12 protein-coding genes are annotated in these 15809 nt (G+C 70.8%); 2 read left to right on the top strand and 10 right to left on the bottom strand.

Annotated elements, in window-relative coordinates; genetic code table 11:
- Positions 1-51 precede the first annotated feature (51 nt).
- Together LCL61_RS13530 and LCL61_RS13525 are read right to left on the bottom strand one after the other, a co-directional pair.
- Positions 52-1572, bottom strand: coding sequence for an amino acid permease (locus tag LCL61_RS13530; RefSeq protein ID WP_340687146.1), 1521 nt, complete (start codon positions 1570-1572; stop codon positions 52-54).
- A 272-nt stretch (positions 1573-1844) separates the two neighbouring features.
- Complete coding sequence (locus LCL61_RS13525; RefSeq protein WP_340687145.1) at positions 1845-2759, bottom strand: cation diffusion facilitator family transporter; 915 nt, start codon at positions 2757-2759, stop codon at positions 1845-1847.
- A 143-nt stretch (positions 2760-2902) separates the two neighbouring features.
- Here LCL61_RS13525 and LCL61_RS13520 point away from each other — a divergent pair, with 143 nt between their 5' ends.
- Entirely contained in the window at positions 2903-5911 is a 3009-nt protein-coding gene (locus tag LCL61_RS13520) for an AfsR/SARP family transcriptional regulator (protein WP_340687144.1), read from the top strand.
- Positions 5912-5969: 58 nt separating this feature from the next.
- Here LCL61_RS13520 and LCL61_RS13515 read toward each other — a convergent pair whose 3' ends face one another.
- The 6 genes from LCL61_RS13515 to LCL61_RS13490 all read right to left on the bottom strand — a co-directional run bounded on the left by LCL61_RS13515 (position 5970) and on the right by LCL61_RS13490 (position 11047).
- On the bottom strand, positions 5970-6479 hold the full coding sequence (locus LCL61_RS13515) for a hypothetical protein (RefSeq protein WP_340687143.1): 510 nt from the start codon (positions 6477-6479) through the stop codon (positions 5970-5972).
- Between the two features lie 147 nt (positions 6480-6626).
- Positions 6627-7850, bottom strand: a complete 1224-nt coding sequence (gene manA, locus LCL61_RS13510) for a mannose-6-phosphate isomerase, class I (protein ID WP_340688572.1) — start codon at positions 7848-7850, stop codon at positions 6627-6629.
- A 66-nt stretch (positions 7851-7916) separates the two neighbouring features.
- Positions 7917-9008 (bottom strand): hypothetical protein, encoded by a 1092-nt coding sequence (locus LCL61_RS13505; protein WP_340687142.1) that lies wholly within the window; start codon positions 9006-9008, stop codon positions 7917-7919.
- The gene (locus LCL61_RS13500; RefSeq protein ID WP_240599820.1) at positions 8992-9213 is read right to left on the bottom strand and encodes a Trm112 family protein; all 222 of its coding nucleotides are present in this window, start codon (positions 9211-9213) and stop codon (positions 8992-8994) included. The genes LCL61_RS13505 and LCL61_RS13500 overlap by 17 nt, the downstream gene beginning before the upstream one ends.
- A 52-nt stretch (positions 9214-9265) precedes the next feature.
- Positions 9266-10621 carry a phosphomannomutase/phosphoglucomutase gene (locus LCL61_RS13495; protein WP_340687141.1) on the bottom strand — a complete coding sequence of 452 codons (1356 nt, stop codon included), beginning with the start codon at positions 10619-10621 and terminating at the stop codon, positions 9266-9268.
- Between the two features lie 72 nt (positions 10622-10693).
- A complete protein-coding gene (locus LCL61_RS13490) occupies positions 10694-11047 on the bottom strand; it encodes a DUF3499 domain-containing protein (RefSeq protein WP_073848429.1) in 354 nt (117 codons plus the stop codon).
- Between the two features lie 116 nt (positions 11048-11163).
- Between LCL61_RS13490 and LCL61_RS13485 the strand changes: the two genes are divergently transcribed.
- Positions 11164-11595 carry a metallopeptidase family protein gene (locus tag LCL61_RS13485; RefSeq protein WP_007028954.1) on the top strand — a complete coding sequence of 144 codons (432 nt, stop codon included), beginning with the start codon at positions 11164-11166 and terminating at the stop codon, positions 11593-11595.
- A 418-nt stretch (positions 11596-12013) separates the two neighbouring features.
- On the opposite strand, the gene LCL61_RS13480 is transcribed toward LCL61_RS13485, so the two are convergent.
- Both LCL61_RS13480 and LCL61_RS13475 read right to left on the bottom strand, forming a co-directional pair.
- On the bottom strand, positions 12014-15292 hold the full coding sequence (locus LCL61_RS13480) for a glycosyltransferase family 2 protein (protein WP_340687140.1): 3279 nt from the start codon (positions 15290-15292) through the stop codon (positions 12014-12016).
- Positions 15293-15425: 133 nt separating this feature from the next.
- A complete protein-coding gene (locus LCL61_RS13475) occupies positions 15426-15809 on the bottom strand; it encodes a WhiB family transcriptional regulator (RefSeq protein ID WP_007028952.1) in 384 nt (127 codons plus the stop codon).

The following is a 15809-nucleotide window of genomic DNA, read 5'->3' as shown; positions in this document are numbered from 1 at the left end:
AAAACGGCCCACCATCCACAAAGGAATGGTGGGCCGCCGAAACGAGAATGATCAGTCCGAAACGGACGTCGGCACCTCGCCCTTGTCCTGCTTGCCGAGCAATGATCGGCGGCGGCTGTAGGCGAAGTAGATGACGACGCCCAGCGCCATCCACGCCAGGAAGCGCAGCCACGTGAGCACGGTCAGGTTCAGCATCAGCCACAGGCAGGCGACGATCGCCAGGATCGGGATCACCGGAACCCACGGCACCCGGAAGGCGCGGGGCAGATCGGGCCGGGTCTTGCGCAGCACCAGCACGCCCGCCGAAACCAGCACGAAGGCGAACAGCGTCCCGACGTTGACCATTTCCTCGAGCTTGTCCGCCGGGAAGAAAGTCGCCGCGACCGCGACCAGGCCGCCGACGACGATGGTCGCGCGCTTCGGGGTCCCGTTCGAGCCGGTCTTCGCCAGGCCGCGCGGCATCAGGCCGTCACGCGACATCGCGAAGATGATCCGGATCTGGCCGAGCATCAGCACCATGACGACGGTCGTCAGACCGGCGAGGGCACCGACGGAGATGATGTTGGCCGCCCAGTCGACGCCGTTGGCCGCGAACGCGGACGCGAGCGTCTTCTTGCCGCCGTCACCCGCCGTGGTGGCGAGCTCCTTGTAGTTCACCATGCCGACGACCACGAGCGACACGGCGACGTACAGCACCGTGACGATGGCGAGCGAGCCGAAGATGCCGCGGGGCACGGCCTTCTGCGGGTTGCGGGTCTCCTCGGCGGTGGTCGCGACGATGTCGAACCCGATGAACGCGAAGAACACCAGCGACGCGGCGGCCAGCAGGCCGAAGACGCCGAACGCGCTGCTGCCGCCACCGGCGATCAGCGAGAACAGCGACTGGTCGACGCCGGTCGACGCCGACTCCGCGGCGGGCTGGGCGTCCGGGACGAACGGGGTGTAGTTCGACCCCTTGATGTAGAAGATGCCCAGCACGATCACGAACAGCACCACCGCGACCTTGATCCCGGTGATCACCATGGAGAACCGCGAAGACAGCTTCGTGCCGACGGCGAGCAGCGTCGCGAGTACCAGCACCACGAGCAAGGCTCCCCAGTCGACCGGGATCGGGCCGAGCTCGAACGTCGTCTTCGTGCCCTTGCCGAAGATGTAGGAGAGCACGGTTTCGAGGTAGGCGGACCAGCCCTTCGACACCGCGGCCGCGCCGACCGCGAGCTCCAGGATGAGGTCCCAGCCGATGATCCACGCCATGAACTCGCCGAACGTGGCGTAGGAGAACGTGTACGCGCTCCCGGCCACCGGGACGGTCGACGCGAATTCCGCGTAACAGAGGGCGGCCAGTGCACAGGCGATGGCCGCGAACACGAAGGCGAGTGAGACCGACGGCCCCGCGAAGTCACCGGCCGTCCGCGCGGTGAGGGTGAAGATACCGGCACCGATGACGACGGCGACCCCGAAGACGGTCAGGTCCCACGCGCTCAGGTTCCGCCTGAGCTTGGTCCCCGGCTCGTCGGTGTCCGCGATGGACTGCTCGATGGATTTCGTACGCCACAGACCGTTTCCGGGCACCCTTGACCTCCTACACCTGACTGCGGTTCAAGGGACCCTATCCTCCGCCCGGATCGCCAGCGCGGTGGGAGAGCAACGAAGTACCGGGAGGCCTTGACGGTGATCGCCGGAGTACGGAGGGTTACTCTGGATGGCGGTCGCGGCCCCGCCTCCGGAAGCGAGCATCCGCCCCGGCCCGGCCGCACCACGCGCCAACGCCATGAAAGGTCCTTTCCTTGCAAAATTTGCAAGGAAAGGACCTTTCATGGCACGTGAAGCGAGCGGAGACCGGCTCAGACCAGCGCGCGGTCCAGGTCCGGCTCCAGGTAAATCAGCTTCGCCGTCGGCACCTTCGCCCGCACACGCGCTTCGGCGTCGTCGATGGCTTGCGCGACGTCGGCGGTCTCCAGCCCAGGCACCAGCGCCAGCTTCGCGGCCACCAGCATCTCGTCCGGTCCGATGTACAGCGTCCGGATGTGGATGACCCGCTCGACCTTGCCCGCGGCGAGTTCGTCGACGATCACGTCGAGGTCGGTTTCGGAGGCGCCCTCGCCGATCAGCAGGCTCTTCATCTCGATGATCAGGATGATCGCGATGATGCCGAGCAGCACACCGATCGTCACGGTGCCGATGCCATCCCACACCGGGTCGCCCGTGATCACCGAGAGCCCGACACCCGCGAGCGCGAAGATCAGACCGAGCAACGCGCCCGCGTCCTCCAGCAGCACCACCGGCAGCTCCGGCGTCTTGGCCTGGCGGATGAAGGCCCACCAGCCCGCGTCGCCCTTGATCTTCTTCGACTCCTGGATCGCGGTGTAGAAGCTGTAGCACTCCAGTCCGATCGCGACCACCAGGATGCCGACCGCCACCAGCGGCGAGGTCAGTTCTTCGGGATGCGAGATCTTGTGGATGCCCTCGTACAGCGCGAACACCGAGCCGAGGCTGAACAGCATCAGCGCGACGATGAACGAGTAGAAGTACCGGTCCCGCCCGAAGCCGAACGGGTGGGTGCGGGTCGCCTTGCGCTGCGAGGTCTTCTGGCCCAGCAGCAGGAGCCCCTGGTTCGAGGTGTCCGCGAGCGAGTGCACGGACTCGGCCAGCATCGAAGACGACCCCGTGATGAGGAAGCCGGTGAACTTCGCGGCCGCGATTCCGGCGTTCGCCACGAGCGCGGCGATGATCGCCTTGGTTCCGCCACCTGCAGACACGTGCAACTCCCCAATGGTGTCCCGATATGCCGGGTTCGAAGGCTAGCAGTGCGGATGCGCCCGGACACGGCGGGCGGGACAGGTCACAGAATTGTCGGGCCTCCTCGCTAGTCTCGCCCCTCTCATGACCTGGGGAGGTGCCCGTGCCGCGATTCGGCGTGCTCGGACCGCTGACGATCGAGAGTCCGCCCGGGCGGCGCACGACGCCGCGCGGCGATCACCAGCGCGCCCTGCTGGCCGTCCTGCTGCTGAACGCGAACTCGTCCGTCCCGGTCGACGCCCTGGTCGAGACCCTCTGGCCGGACACGCCACCGAAGTCGTATTCCTCGAATCTGCACACGTACGTCTCCCGCCTGCGGGCCCGGTTCGAGGGGCTGGAGATAGCGCGGGATCCGCACGGCTACCGGCTGGTGGTCGAGCCGGCCGACCTCGATCTGCTGTCCTTCCGCGAAGCCGTCGCGGCGGGGAAGGCGGCGGCGCGGGCGGGCGATCCGGCGGCGGCCGCCGGGCACTACCGCCGGGCGCTGGCGGAATGGCGCGGGCCGGTCCTTTCCGGACTGCACGTCCCCCGGCTCGACGCGGACATCGCCCGCCTCGAGTCGGAACGGCTCGCCGCCTTCGAAGACTGTGTCGACGCCGAACTGTCCGACGGCAGGCATGGCGAACTCACCGGTGAACTCCAGGCGATGATCACCGAACACCCCCTGCGCGAGCGGCTGGCCGCGCAGCTGATGATCGCGCTGCACCGCGCCGGACGGCAGGCCGATTCGCTGGCCGTCCACCGTGATCTGCGCGCCACCCTCGTCGAAGAGCTCGGCGTGGAGCCCGGCGCCGAGGTCCGCCGGGTCCACGCCGCCGTGCTGCGCGGTGAGGATCCGGTGCCCCCGGCCAAGGCGGCGCCGGTCTTCCCGATCTGCCAGCTGCCGCCGGACATCGCGGATCTCGCCGGCCGCGAGAGCGAGATCGCGAAGCTCTCCGCGCTACTCGGCGAGGCCACCCGTGTGCCGGTCGCGGTGATCACCGGCGAACCCGGCGCGGGCAAGTCGACGCTCGCGGTCAGCACCGCGCACAGACTCCGCCGGTCCTTTCCGGACGGTCAGCTGTTCGTCCCGCTGGCAGGCGCCTCCGACCCCCGCGAACTCGCCGACGTCCTCGGCGACCTGTTACGCGCGCTCGGCGTCACCGGCCCGGCCATCCCGGACGACGTCGAGGCCAGGGCGGCGGTCTATCGCGGCCGCCTCGCCGATCGGCGGGTCCTCGTGGTGCTCGACGACGCCGCGAGCCCCGAGCAGGTTCGCGCGCTCCTGCCGGGAACGCCGGGCAGCGCGGTGCTGATCACCAGCAGGCAGCGGCTTTCCGGGCTCGCGGGGGCGGATCGGCTCCATCTCGCGCCGCTGTCCGGCGCCGAGGCGATGACCCTGCTGGCGCGGCTGGCCGGGCGGGACCGGGTCGGCGCCGAACGCGCGGACGCGGAACGCATCGCCAAGGCCTGCGGCAATCTCCCGCTGGCGTTGCGGATCGCCGGCAGCAGGCTCGCGATGCGGCCTGGTCTTCCGCTCGGGAAACTCGCCGGGAAACTGGAGGACGAGGTCTCGCGCCTCGACGAACTCCAGGTCAGCGATCTCCAGGTCCGCGGCAGTATCGCGTTGAGCTATCAGGCGCTGAGCCCGGCGGCGCGGCGCGCGTTCCGGCTGATCGGTCGCTGCCGCACCCTCGACCTGCCCGCGTGGGCGGTGTCGACGCTGATCGACAGTGCCGGCAGCGAAAACGCCGACGAGGCCATCGACGAACTCGTCGAGGCCAGCCTGCTCGAAGCCACCGGTCTCGATCCGACGGGTGAGCAGCGGTTCCGCGTCCACGATCTCGTGCGCGTGTTCGCCACGGAACTCGGCCGTGCGCTGGAGACCCACGCCGAGCGAGTGGCGACGGTCGCGAAGGTGTCGGACGCGGCGCTGTGTCTCGCCGACACGGCGGCCCGCCGTCTGCCGCGGACGGTGCCGATGCCGTTGTCGGATCACGACGTGCCCGCGCAGCCGTTGGCGGACGAACTGGTCGAGCGGCTGCTGCGCGACCCCGGCACCTGGTTCTCCGTGGAGCGGGCCAACCTGGTCACCGCCGTCTCGTCGCTGTGCGCCGTCGGCTGGCGGCGGAAAGCGTTGCGGATACTGGAAAGGCTGAGCGCGTACCTGTACTTGCACAGTCATTACACCGACATGCGGACGGCGTACGAGACCTTGCGCGACGCCGCCCGCGAGGCCGGCGACAGGCACATCGTGGTCATCGCCGAGGCGAACCTGGCGGTACTGCTGCACGTTCGCGGCGAATACGAGCTCGCCGCCGAGGGCTACCGCGAATGTTCGAAGGAATTGGCGGAGCTGGGCGACATTTCCGCGCAGGCGTGGGTCGAGACGAACCTGGCGCGCTGCCTCGTCGGGCTCGGCAGGGCGGGCGAATCCCTGCACGCCGCGACCCAGGCCCGCGAACTGTCCACTGTGGAGGAAAGCGGGGCGTACGCGCGACAGGCGGAGTCCGCGGCGTTGCACCGCCTCGGCAAGATCTCCGAGGCGCTGGAGATCGACAGGCGTAGCCTCGCGCACGCGCGCGAACGCGGCGACGAACGGCAGCTCGGCGTTGCCCTGCAAGGACTTTCGTGGTCGCTGATGCTCGACGGCCGCCCGGAGGAGGCCTTGGCGACGATCGAGGAATCGGTCCGGGTGCTGCGCCGGACGACGGCGAAATCGGCGCTGGCGAAGTCGCTGCGCACCCAGGGCGCGATCCTCGCGGGCGCCGGACGGCGGGACGACGCGGTGAAGGCCTACGAGAACGCGCGACGGCTGGCCGGAGCGCTCGAAGAACGACCGCGAGAGCTTTCCTGCACGCGTGCGATCGCCGCGAGCTGGATCGGCGACGGACGGGCCGATCGCGCGATTCCCGTGCTGCGCCAGTGCCTTGACGAATTCCGCGCCATGGGCGGGAAACCCGCGACGGCCCTCACCCTGCACGTGTTGCGCAGGGCATACGAGGCCGTCGGGGAAACGAAGGCGGCCGAGGCGGCGGGCGAAGAGGCGAAGCGATTGGAAGTCCCCCACGACGCCAACGCTTCGACCCTCGTCCGGTTGCTGTTGTCGCTCACCGAACCCGCCCCGGCCTGACCGGGGGGTGCCCGACCCCTCAGACGAGCACCACCCGGAAATCACCATCAGTCCGGAATCACACCGCGGCGAGCCGTGGTTCTCGCCGTCCGGCGGAGAACCAGGCCAGCACGATCACCAGCACGCCGTTGGCCGCGGCGTCCCACACCGGCGGCGCGGCCGGCCCGAGGCGCGCGACCGCGAACACGTTGATCAGCCCGGCGACGGTCAGCATCACGCGGACGGGCTGGCTGCCGGTCACCACCAGCGCGGCCGTGAGCAGCACCTGCGCGCCGAGCGAGACGAGCACGACCAGCGGAAGGCTCAGCCTGCTCTCCGCGCCGGCGGCGAGGTCGTGCAGACCGGAGCCCGCGGCCTTGACGGACTCGATCGTTCCGCCCGCCAGCCCCGACAGCGCCTGCGCGGAGCCGACCAGGTCCTGGCCGCTCGGCAGCGGGAGCACCAGGTCGACGACCGGGACGAGCACGGTCACCACGGCGGCTCCGAGCGCGGCGAGCAGGGCGGTGGGGCGCGCGGAGACCGGCACCCGGTAAGCGCGTCCGCTCGCCGTGTCGGGATGGGAAGTCACTACTGCTGCTCCTTGGCTATCGACATCCGGGACGAGCCGACGCCAAGCGCCGGGTCACCCCTTCGGGCGATAGTTGCGGAACCCACCACACGGAACGCACACACTTCGGCCAAGCCCGCACGCGTTCAGTCCTCTGAACGCGAGGAATCAGCAGGTGCCGGCGGTGGCGCGGAACACCTGGGTGCGCTCCCCGGACAACGGACGCACACGGACCTCCGGATCGGCGGCCGGGAGCCACACCGACTGGCCGCGGCGGAGTTCGACCTGCTCGCCGTCGTCGGCCGTCACCAGTAGGCCACCGGCGGTGCACAGCAGGATCTGCGGGCCGACGTCGTGGACGGCGACCTCGCCGCCGTCCCCGGCCTCCCATTCGATCCGCGACAGCTCGAACTCCGGCGCGTCGGTGCGATACACCGACAGGCGCTCCTCGCGTTCGCCGCTCTGGACCGGCATCTCGCCGCACGCGAAGTCGACGACGCGCAGCAGCTCCGGCACGTCGACGTGCTTCGGGGTCAGCCCGCAGCGCAGGATGTTGTCCGAGTTCGCCAGGATCTCGACGGCGGTGCCGTGCAGGTACAGGTGCAGATTGCCGGCGGGCAGGTAGATCGCCTCGCCCGCACTGAGGGTGAGGCGGTTGAGCAGCAGCGCGGCGAGCACCCCCGCGTCGCGCGGATGCGATTCGCCGAGCTCCAGGATGGTCCGGCATTCGACGTCGAACTCGCCGCGTTCCTGGACGTGCTTCACACACGAATCGAGAACCTCGGGCAGCAGCTCGTCGAGCGCGGCCTGCGGCAGCGTGATCCAGGTGGTGAACAGCGCGCGCAGCCCTGCCGGATCCGGCTGGGCCTCCAGCAGCACCGCGTACTTCGCCAGCCCCGGCGTCTCGATCGCCTTCAGCAGCGCGATCGTGCGTTCCGGGTCGCGGAAGCCCGCCAGCGCGTGGAACTCCGTCAGCGCGCAGACCAGTTCCGGTTTGGCCGTCGGGTCCGGGTAGTTGCGGTTCGAGGCGTCGCGCGGGATCCCGGCCGACTCCTCACGCGCGTACCCCTCCGCCGCCTGCGCGGCCGACGGGTGCGCCTGCATCGAAAGCGGCTCCTCGGCGGCGAGGATTTTCAGCAGAAACGGCAGCCTTCCGCCCCAGCGGTCGGCGCAGGTCGTGCCGAGCTGGCCGACCGGATCGGCTTCGACGAGCTCCAGCAGGCTCCGCTCGGTGCCGTCGGGGCCGATGACGTGGGACGGGTCGCCGGGGTGAGCGCCCATCCACAGTTCCGCCTCCGGATGCGGCGCCGGCACCGGGCGCCCCAGCAGCTCGGGGATCGTCGTTCTGGACCCCCACGCGTAGGGCCGCACGGCATTGCGCAGCAGCTCCACTGTCACCTCAACTCCTCGCCGGGCACGGGTGGTGCCGGCCCTCATTGCTTACGTCGCGCTCGGGACTCACGCCGTTGCAGGCGTGTACCTCCCGGCGCCGCCGATGCTGCCGACGGCCAGCCCCAGATAGACCGCGGCCAGCTCGAAACGCAGCGCGAGAACGGCCGCACGCACGATCTCGTCCGTTTCGATCTCTTCGGCCGGGGCGATCACGTCGCCGCCGGGCAGCAGGTCTTCCGCCTGATAGCGGGCCGCCTCCGCGGCGGGCCCGGTCCGGACCGAGAGGAGCAGCACCCTCGGCGTCGCGCCGTCCCCCTCCTCAGGGTCCGCGAAAATATCGCGATCCACGCCGCCGGACAACGCCGCCCGCCGCAAAGCGGGCCTGGCCAGTGCCTGGCGGTAGTCCTCCACGTCACAGACGACGGCGGCGTGCGCGGCGAACGCGTGGGCCGCGTGCTCGCCGACGGCGACCGCGACCGGGTCCAGCCCCCACAGCAGCGGCTGGCGCTCGGCCAGCTTCAGCGCCATCGCCTTGGCCGGGTTCGCGAACGAATCCCTGGCCAGGTAATCCTTCTCGGCCTCCGCGTCGAGCTGGTCCGCGAGCTGCTCCAGGTCGGCCACCAGCAGGCCGAGCGCGTTCGCGGTGAGCAGGGCGGCGGCGAGCCCGCGCGGGAACGCCATCTCCGGCGGGACCGGGAGCCTCGGCGCGAGCAGCAGCCCCTTGCCCGCGACGGCGGCCGCGACGGGTCCTTCGCCGGGCGCGGACAGCACGACGGTCGCCCCGAACCGGGCGGCGCGTTCCAGGGAGGCGGCCAGCTCGCGGTCACCGGCGTCGTCCGTGTGCGCGAAGACCACGTCGAGCGCGCCGATCCAGCTCGGCACCACCTCGGCGACGACCACCGGCACCGGGCACGACGGGGTCAGGAGCGCGGCGACCAGCCGGGTCAGCGTCCGGCTGACCCCCGGCCGGTCGATCAGCACGAGCGAGCGCGGGCGCCCGACGTCCAGGCGATCGCTCAGCTCGAGTTCGGCCGCGGCTTCGGCGGTCGCCCGGACCTGGGCGCCCGCCATGGCGGCGGCACGGAGAAGCCCCGCGGTGTCGGCCTCGGCCAGCCTCGCGGGATCGTCGAGCAGGGACTCGTCAGGGACCGTCGGCATGGGCGCCATCCGGGGTCGTCGGCTCGGTGGCTTCGTCCAGCAACAGTACCGGGATTCCATCACGGACCGGATACACGCGACCGCATTCCGTGCAGGTCAGCGCGTCGGCCTCCGGGTCGGCCGTCGTCCCCGGCCGCAGCGGCGCGTGATCGGGGGACGGGCAGGCCAGGATCTCCAGCAACTGTGCGTCGAACGTGACGGCCATGGTTACTCCCTACCTGTGGGACGTCTCTATGTGCGTTTTCACGACACATTCGTTACCCACGGACGATCGCCAATACGTCTTCGGTCAGTGCCCGGACGGCCTCGGCGTCGGCGGCCTCGACGTTCAGGCGGAGCAGCGGCTCGGTGTTGGACGGACGCAGGTTGAACCAGCCGCCGCCGGGAAGCTGCACGGTGAGCCCGTCCAGTTCGTCGATTTCGACGCCGTCGCGGGCGCCGAACGCGTCCTTGACCGCCATCATGCGCGCGACCTGGTCGTCGACGGTGGAGTTGATCTCACCGGAAGCCGAGTAGCGCGAGTACTCCGCTGTCAGCTCGGACAGCGGGCCCGTCTGCTCGCCGAGGGCGGCGAGCACGTGCAGCGCGGCCAGCATGCCGGTGTCGGCACGCCAGAAGTCGCGGAAGTAGTAGTGGGCGGAGTGCTCCCCGCCGAAGATCGCGCCGCTCTTGGCCATCTCGGCCTTGATGAACGAGTGCCCGACCCGGGTGCGCACCGGCTTGCCGCCGTGCTCGGCGACGATCTCCGGGACGCCCTTCGACGTGATCAGGTTGTGGATGATGGTGCCGCCCGGCTCCTTCTCCAGCTCGCGGATCGCGACCAGCGCGGTGATGGCGCTCGGCGAGACCGGCTCGCCGCGCTCGTCGACGACGAAGCAGCGGTCCGCGTCGCCGTCGAAGGCGAGGCCCGCGTCGGCGCCTTCCTCGCGCACCCTCGCCTGGAGGTCGACGATGTTCTTCGGGTCGAGCGGGTTGGCCTCGTGGTTCGGGAAGTTGCCGTCGAGTTCGAAGTACATCGGGACGACCTCGATGGGCAGGCCCGCGAAAACCGTCGGAACGGTGTAGCCGCCCATGCCGTTGCCGGCGTCGACGACGACCTTCAGCGGACGGCTGCCCGAGAGGTCGACGAGCTTGCGCAAGTACGCCGCGTAGTCCGCGAGGACGTCCTTCTCGGTCACCGAACCGCGCTGGCCCTCGAAGGCGGGCACACCCTGCTCGACGGTGTCGCGGATCTCCGCGAGGCCGGAGTCCTGGCCGACGGGGGCGGCGCCCGAGCGGCACAGCTTGATGCCGTTGTACTTCGCCGGGTTGTGGCTGGCGGTGAACATGGCGCCCGGCAGGTTGAGCGACCCGGACGCGAAGTACAGCTGGTCGGTGCTGGCGAGGCCGATCGACACGACGTCGAGGCCCTGCGAGGTCACGCCGTCGGCGAACGCGGCGGACAGCTCGGGCGAGGAGTCGCGCATGTCGTGGCCGATCACCACGGAGTCGGACTCCGGCTTGATCAACAGGGCGAACGCCGATCCGAGGTCGCGGACGAGTGCCGCGTCCAGCTGCTCACCGACCACGCCGCGAATGTCGTAGGCCTTCACGATGCCCGAAAGGTCTGGCACGCCTGCTCCCCGCCAATAGTCTCGTTACAACGCCCTCTGGCGCGCTCGAAAGCCTACCGGCGAGCCCTCGCGTCAGGCGCGGCCGGGCAGGACGCGCAGGTGGCCACGCCTGCCCGAGGGGCCCTCGGGTTCGGGCTCGGGCGCGGGCTTGTCGGACCGGCCCGCCTCGCGCACGGCCTCGGCCAGCGCGGTCAGCTCGTCGGCGGACGGGTCCGGGGCGGCGAAGGCCCCTTCGTGCCGGACGACTTCCCAGCCCTTGGGCACGGTCAGCCGGAGGGCGTGCGCCTCGCAGAGGTCATAGGAGTGCGGCTCGCTCGCGGTGGCCAGTGGGCCCACCACGGCTGTCGAATCACTGTAGGCATACGTGAGCGTGGCGACAGCGGGCTCGAGACAACCCGTTCGCGAACACTTTCGTACGCTCCGCACGATCGAGAACGATAGCGCGTCGCGGGCCGGTCGTACCGGCGACACGCGCTTTGAATCGCCGAGCGCGTACCCTTCGGTGCGTGGCGACGGCTCGTGATTCCCGACAGCGACGGCGGATGCGACGGGACCGGCACGGCCGGGGCCTGCGCGGAGCGCTGTATCCGTCGACCCTTCCCGCCGCCGCTAGCAGGGCGGAAAGGTTCGACGCGCTGGTTTTGGACGCGCTCGAACCGATCGAGGCGCGCTGGCGGCACGAGCTGACGAAGCTCGACGTCGCCGTCGACGACGTCCCCGAAGTTCGCTCGGATGGCGCACCGACCGGAGTGGACGGCGTGCTGCACGACGGCGCCGTTCCGCTCTCGCGGCTCGTGCCCGCCGGCGTCGACCGCGCCGGCCTCCCGACGCGGGCCCGCATCGTCCTCTACCGCCGCCCACTCGAAGCGCGCGCGAAGGACCCCGGCGAACTCGCGGAACTCGTCCACGACGTCCTCGTCGAACAGGTCGCGGGCTACCTCGGCGTCGAACCCGACGTCATCGAAGGCGAATAACCCTCACCTCCGCACCCCAGCCCCCGCCCTTCCCTGGGGGGCGTCCCCAGCCCAGTGTATCGCGGGCGCGGCGACGGGACCTGCGGAAACGGCGCTGGAGCGCCGAGTTGTCCACAAGGGGAAGGCGCTGTGGACAACTCAGGGTTCGGCGTCTTGGAGAGGGCCGGAGGGTTCCCAATGTCGCATTTGCGACGCTGAGCGACCCGAATGCGACATTGGGAACCCCGAGCCGTGACGACCGGGCCTACCGTCGGAGGCGATGTCGCCAATGGGTCGGTGGGGACGCTGAGCGACCCAAATGCCACATTGGGGACATCCGAGCCCAAACCCAGCGGCGGAAGCCCGGCGACCCGAGGCCTTCAGGACAACGAGCCCCAAGCGCAGCGGACAGAAGCGCAAGCAGGACCGAGACAAGCGCTCAAGAAACCGAAGAACGCCTCCGCGTAGGAACGGCCGTCAGCAGCGTGAACAGCACCGCGGCCACCTGCGCCAGCAGCAACAGGTTCCGCGTGGTCCCCTGGTGCTCCACCACGACCTCCGACGGCGTGGGCGGAACCGAGACCGCCACCTGATGCCCCCACGCCCGCACGATCGGCACCGCCTTGCCGTCCACGCTCGCCTGCCAGCCCGCCTCGAACTCCGCGGCCAGCACGAGCAGCCGCCCGGTCGGTCCTTCCGAGACGCGCACCCGCACGTCCGGCAGCCCGGCTTGCACCGGCGCCACCCCGGGCGACGCTCCGGGCGCGCCCTTCCCGGTCACGGCCGCCTGAGCCAGTTCCGGCGAGATCAGCGCCACCTGCCCGCCGGCGGGCAGCAGGCGCAGCACCGGACGCCCGTCCGAGGTCGGTGCGGCCGGGGCGACCAGGTCACGCGCGAGTTCGACAAAGGCACCGCCGTCCGCGCCGCTCGGCAGGACGACATACGAGACCCCCGAGGCCAAAGCGGCCGCGAAGGCCTGCTTGACGGCGTCCGGCGAGCCTCGCAGGAGGTCCCGGCGCCACGTGGCGAGCCGATCGGCGCTGCCCGGCGTCGGCGCGAACTCGTCGTCGCCGAAAGTCGGCAACCGCCCACCGGTCTGCCGGGCGAGGTCACCGATCACCAGCACCGAGCGGCCACTCGAAGCCAGCTCCGCGGAAACCTCCGGAGCCAGCGAGGGACGCTCGCCCGCCCGCAACGGCCCTTCCCGTCCGGCGACGACCGCACCGGTCGCCAGCGCCAGCAGCACTAGCACCCCCGCCACGGCCGTCACCTTCGCCAGCCACGGCGCGGGATCGACCCCGGATCCGCCTCGCTGCCAGGTCGCCAGCACCGTCCACAACAGACCGGCGCTGATCACCAGCAACGGCACCCCGGCGTATCCGGTCGCGTGCGCGCCGCCCGACATCGGCGTCACGGCAACGAACCGCACCGCCACGAGCCCGAGCACACCCAGCACGACGACCGCGGCACCGCCGCCGGCGCCCTTCGACGGCCGGACCACCAGCGCGACGATCGCGGCGGCGACCAGCGCCACCCCGATCGGCCAGGCACCGGGACCGCCCGGGTCCAGTCCGGCGAGGTCGGCCCCGGACGCGGCCGTGGCACCGCCACCGAGCCCGTGCAGCAGCAGTTCCGGATGCCGCAGCAGCACACTCGGCCACGGCAGCAGCAACGCCAGCGGCAGGAACACCACGATGCCGACCGAAGCGATCCGCCGCGCGAGCCCGGTCGGCGACGGCAGCACCACGAACCCGATCAGCAACCCGACCAGCGCCAGCGCGTGCGCCAGCGGTGAGAAGGCGCCGATCAGCGCCAGCCCGATCGCGCTCAGCGCGGAAACGTGCAGCCATCGCGAGTCCGCGCGGACGAGCAGCCCGACGATGCCCGCGATCACCAGGGGCAGCAGCAGATGCACGACGACGACGTCGAGCCGCCCCTGCGCGACCGAAGCGGTGGCCGCGGGGAGCACGCCGTACGCGGCCGCGACGACGGCCCGAACCCAGCGACGCACGCGAAGGTGCCGAGTGGCGGCGTACGCGCTCAGGGCGGCGAGCGGGATGTCACCGATCAGCAGGATCGCGACCAGTGCCGCCGGCCCGCCGATCGGTGTGAAGATCGCGCCGAGCGTGCCCAGCACCGGCAACGTCGCGGGCGCGGGGCTCGCCGTCCCGCCCGCGATCGCGTGCCACGGCGCGAGATACGACGACCAGATCTCGCCGAGCCCGCCGACCGGCAGCAGCTTCCCGCCGAAAAGGTCCAGCCCGAGCCGGGAACCGTTGATCACGAAGGCGAGGGCCGTCAGCACCACGAGCATGATCACCGGCGGGGCGAACACGGTCGCGCCCAGGACGCGTTTCCGGTCCACCTCGACGAACACGAGTTCCGGTTCCGGCCGCCGCCCGCCGTCCCGGGGCACCGGCGACGGTTTCGGCCCCTCCTCCGGAGCCGTGGGCTTTTCGGGAATCGCGACCGCGACGACCCCGCTGGGCCGCCGCAGCCCCGTCCCCCGCGAGCCGACACCGCGCATCGCCCCCGCGGGCAGCGCGCCGGGACCGACCGGGCGATCCTGTCCGGCCTTCACCGCCTCCGGCGGGATCCAGGCCCCTCCCTGATCGACGCTCTCCGGCACCGTCCCGAGGGCGAAATCCCGTTCCACGCCACGCCGGACGAGACCGACGACACCGGCGCGCACCGCGTTGCGCACCCGCGTCATCCGGCCGGTGAACAACCCGCGGACGTGGCCCGGCCGATCGCTCTTCCGGCGTTCGGCGCGGGCCGCGCGCAGTCCGCCGCGGCCGCGCAGCAGGTACCAGGTGGCCCCGAGCTCCGCGCCCGCCTCGCCGGTACGCCGCAGCACCAGGAACGCGAGCGCCCGCAGCACCGCGAACAGCGGAATTCGAAAAAGACCGAACCAAAAGGACAGTGGCGAGCAGTTGACGAGGAACACGCGCAGCCCGTGCGCGCGGTTCGCCGTCGCGAGGGAAAGACCGAGGGCGCCCGGTTCGCGCTGTCCGGTGCTGAGCGCGCGAGCGTGCCGGAGCCGGGCCGCCGGCACCGAAAGCACGCGGCCGCCCGCGGCGTTGGCACGCCAGCCGAAGTCGAGATCCTCGCGCAGCAAGGGAAAGCGCGGATCGTAGCCGCCGAGTTCGTGCCAAGCTTCCCGCCGCACCAGCGATCCCGCGCTCGGCACGGCGAGCACGGCGGTGTCGTTCTCGTCCGGTGAGATCTGCTGCCGGTGGCCGATGGAGTCGGTCGACAACCCGGCTTCGACGATGAGCCGCGGGTCGCTCCAGTCGACCGCGAGCGGGCCGAGCACCGTCGCCTCGGGCTCGTTTTCGGCCGCTGCCAACAGGTTTTCGAGACAGTCGGGTTCCGGCGCGCAGTCGTCGTGCAGCAGCCAGAGCCAGCCACCGGGATCACCCCAGCGTTCGACGGCGTGCTCGACGGCCTCACCGACGGCGGCGCCGAAGCCGACATCACGGGAAAGTGTGAGGATTCCGTCCAAGACCGGCGCTTCGCCGACGGACGCCGCGTCGGCGAGGATCTTCGCCGTCCCGTCGGTGGATCCGGTGTCGACCGCGAGGACGTGCCGCGGCCGGACCCCGCTGCGCCGCAGCGCGGAAAGCGCCAGTGGCAACCAGTTCTCGCCGTCGTGACAGACCACAATGGCCAGAACGGGGACCGTGCGCAACACAGGTGACGCGGCAGTGCGGGACAACGGGCACTCCAGATGTGGCGGCGAAGTCGAGTGCCGCCACCCTACGACGCGACCCTGTCACCCGTTGGTGGCCCCACTATGTGGAAGCGGGCGTAAGCGATCTCCGGCGCGCACAGGCCACCGGAGATCGCCGTCACACAGCTCGCTTTTTCAGTTTCCTACGCTCACGTTCGGAGAGCCCGCCCCAAATACCGAACCGCTCGTCATGCGCGAGGGCGTACTCGAGGCACTCGTCCTTGACCTCGCAACCGAGGCAGATCCGCTTGGCTTCACGGGTGGAGCCGCCCTTCTCGGGGAAGAACGCCTCCGGGTCCGTCTGCGCGCAGAGGGCCCGTTCCTGCCAGTCCTGCTCTTCCGCGGAGGCATCGTCGAAAAGCTCGGTGAGATCGCCCAGTTGCTGCTCCGGGACCTCACCCCAACCCACGACTTGCCCCCATTCCCTTCCATCTGCTTCCAACCGCACGTCCGCCTCCTCGCTGTCCACGCACTCCCCAGGCTGGCGGTGTTGAAACACCAT

This window comes from Amycolatopsis coloradensis (genome assembly GCF_037997115.1).
GTDB classification, from domain to species: Bacteria; Actinomycetota; Actinomycetes; order Mycobacteriales; family Pseudonocardiaceae; genus Amycolatopsis; species Amycolatopsis coloradensis_A.
The sequence above is the reverse complement of the archived record's forward strand: the minus strand, read 5'-3'. Positions and strand labels throughout refer to the sequence as shown.